The organism is Collinsella aerofaciens (assembly GCF_015670795.1).
Taxonomy (GTDB): domain Bacteria; phylum Actinomycetota; class Coriobacteriia; order Coriobacteriales; family Coriobacteriaceae; genus Collinsella; species Collinsella aerofaciens_Q.
Genome location: NZ_JADPCJ010000056.1, coordinates 1 through 3170, shown reverse-complemented (window position 1 = coordinate 3170; position 3170 = coordinate 1). Strand labels below are relative to the sequence as shown.

Below are 3170 nucleotides of genomic sequence, written 5' to 3'. Positions count from 1 at the left end.
TACCAAGCTACGCTTGGCACGTGCAAGGGCGCCGCCCTTGACCCGCTCGGGCGTTCCCCCCGAGACCCCCCAGCCCTACTCATTCGCGACGTCGCTCATGAGGTGCGGGCCATCGGCGCAAGCGCCGAATGAGGGGGCTTGCCCCCTCAAACTCCCCCGCTCAACCTGATTTGTCATTTGTCATTTGTCACATTATTTTTCGGACGTAGTTAGCGAAAAATAATGAGCGCGCCCCTCCAAACCACCCCGCAAATCACTGTCGGTATCGGATATCGGATTCCCATGGGCGAGGTCGTAGTACCTCGCCCATGGGAATCCGAGCCGCAGCCCTCCCGCACCCGCAGACTTGGGCAAGGAAAGGGTCGATGGAGCAGAGCGTCCATCGACCCTTAATCAAGTCTGGTCTTGTGGCTTGACCGTTGCGTCAATTCCGCAGCCGGTGAACGAGTCGGCTTAGATCCGCGCGAGCGCGGAACACGCCGCCCCGTAGTCACCGCCTGCTACATTGACCCGACTACCGCGCCGCACCAGCTTTTCGCTTCCGCCAGCAGCAGGGCGGCAGCTCCATCCGGCAGCTTCACGCACGGCGTGCGCAGGTACTCGCGTACCTTTGGCCGGCTGGTGCGTCCAAGCATATTGATGAGCGTCTCAACGTCCTCGTTTCTCTCGGCTTTCTCGGCCAGCATGATTCCAATCACGCGAATGTAATCCTTTGTCCCAGATTCACTGTGCCACGCGTGCACCTGCGGCCAGTGCTCCTCAAGCTGCTCCGCAGTCCACTCGCCATCACAAGTCATCTCGATGCGCGTCAGCTGCACCTTGTCCGTATCAAGATGCAGCTCGGCGGCCTTGTCGTAGACCTTGACGTATGCGGGCGTGTTCTTGACCCCCAGATACTCCGTGATGCCATTCGATATGACGGACTTGTACATGCGCCTGTCCTTGCTCAAACGGCAGTCGTAGCGGCTCACCGGAATGTCGTAGGCGAGGTCAAAGCGCTTGAGCCGAGCCTTGGACACACACGTCCCAAGCGTCTTAAGAAGTCCGTGGAACCTTTTATCGCCAGCAACCTTGTTCGGGTTGAACTCGATAAAGCCCTTGTGCATGTTGACTTTGCAGGACGGTTCCATAAACCCGATCCCGAGCGCGACCGAGCTGCCGGCCAAAGCGAAACTCCACAGCTCATACCACCCGCCCGGCCTGATTTTCGACGTCCAAGCGCTCATCTCGTCGCAGTCTGTGAGCTGCGCTCCCTTGCGGCTCAACCACTCGCCACGGTCACCCTTGAAGGTAAGAGAAAGTCGAACCATATCGACCGACAGCGTATTTTTATTTACACCCCTATAAGGGTTGTAGTAGCTAGGGGAAGTGCACGAAAGTGCATGAAATCCGGCTATTAGACAAGGGCCGGATTTCAAGCCGCCGTTCTCGGGGTCATCCACGACCCCATCAATTTGTTTACTTTCGGTTGCCATAAAAAAGAAAACCTCCCGTTTTTTTGGGAGGTAACGTCTCGAATTCCTGCCCCCTGATACGTATTGCACGTATAATTGCAGGTGGTGTTGATGCGAGCTGCTACCTCGTGTCGGCGGTGTCGGGACGGTCATCCCTTCACCTGTGGCCACCATTGTAAGCCCACCCGCCCGTCTTAACGGCGGGCGGGTTTCTTTTTTTGCCAAACAAACCGCTGGTAGAGTCCACAATCATGGACTCCGAAAACGTAAACTATAGTTTACGTTTCACCGAGCCTGCCCGCGCGACCTGCTGTTCGTCGGTGCGACATGGTTACGGCCCAACGCTTCCGACGCGCGCGCGGCTTCCGTTGCTTCCCTCATCACGTCATCAAGGCTGCGCTCGCCGCGCTGTGCCTTCCTGGGACGCATCAGCGCCCAGATGCGGTCTCCAAGCTCCTCAATTGCCGCTCTAGCTGCTCTCGCTGCTCCTGCGCATCGAGCAGTGATTGAATCGATGATTGTGCCGCGCTCAGCGCGCCCCGCAGCTTCCCAGCGCCAAATCTCGGCAGCGACGGGTCGAAGCTCCTCAACGTCTCGCGCAACTGCTCGCGTTCCGCGCCGAAGAGACTCCAATCGCGCGGACTCCCGCTGGATTTCATCGCCCACCTCGTTGCGAAGCTCGAGCTTTTCGCCGATTTCGCCGTCCAAGCGGTCAATCTCGGCCATTTTCTCCGCGATTCGGCGGTCAATTTCCGCAGCTTGTGCCCGTTTTTCATCGACCTGCTCGGTCACGGCACCCAATTTGGCACGGGTCTCAACCCTCTGCCGCTCAAGGCCGTCCAGCTCGCGCTTGGCAGTAACCGCAATGTGCTTCGCCTTGTCCCTCGCGCCCTCAAGGGTCTCTATCTCGGACTTGAGCGCCCGTGTGGTGCCGACCTGCACCTTGTAGGCATCAAGGCTCCTGTAGCCTTTTGCACGCAGCTCGTGGCGCATCGGGCGCTCATACCCGTAGGGCTTGGCCACCTGCTCCCAGAAGTCCTCCTGCAAGCGGCTCATCGTGCCCTGCGCGGTCACCTCCCACTTGCCCTCCGCGTTCTTTCGGCGCTTGTCTGGGGCGAACAGCTCCTTGGCGCACAGTCGGTCAAACCCCGTCTCGGCATCGTGTATCACGGGCGCGATCCAGATATGCGCGTGCGGGGTGCCCTCGTCCAGATGGATCTGGGCGGCTAGCAGGTTCTCGTATCCGTACCGAGCGCCGAACCAGTTGATGCTCCTGTCCAAGAACTCCCTCGCTGTCTTCTCGTCCAAGGCATCGTTGCTTGAGACGATGAACCCCATCGCGCGGACTTGGTTTTCCCTGACCTTCCTCTTCGTCTTGAGTTCCCCCATGCGCCGCTCGACCGCCTTCTCAAGCGGCACCGGGCACTCATCCTCGGCGCGGCAGCGGTAGCCGATGTGCCGTCCGCTCTGGTCAACATCGTTGGCGTAGGTATGGGCGCGCCTGTCCAGCTCACGACCCACCGCGTCAAAGCTTTTCACTTGCGAGCTCTTCATTGCGATTAGTGGCGCGACCGTCATGGGTGAACCTCCGAGTTTGAAGCCTGATGGAGCGTTAGCGACATTTGGTATAGTCACGTTATACCAAGCTACGCTTGGCACGTGCAAGGGCGCCGCCCTTGACCCGCTCGGGCGTTCCCCCCGAGACCCCCCAGCCCT

The 3170-nt window shown here is 59.5% G+C and carries 2 protein-coding genes; both read right to left on the bottom strand.

The window, feature by feature from the left end:
- Positions 1-500 precede the first annotated feature (500 nt).
- Positions 501-1475: a hypothetical protein gene (locus tag I4W09_RS10190; RefSeq protein ID WP_196034079.1), complete on the bottom strand. Its 975-nt coding sequence runs from the start codon at positions 1473-1475 to the stop codon at positions 501-503.
- Positions 1476-1739: 264 nt separating this feature from the next.
- Positions 1740-2993 (bottom strand): plasmid recombination protein, encoded by a 1254-nt coding sequence (locus I4W09_RS10185; protein WP_196034077.1) that lies wholly within the window; start codon positions 2991-2993, stop codon positions 1740-1742.
- Positions 2994-3170: the final 177 nt, after the last annotated feature.

What these genes read in the sequence shown, in the direction of transcription:
- I4W09_RS10190 (WP_196034079.1), bottom strand. Translation starts at nt 1,475, where the DNA reads ATGGCAACCGAAAGTAAACAAATTGATGGGGTCGTGGATGACCCCGAG.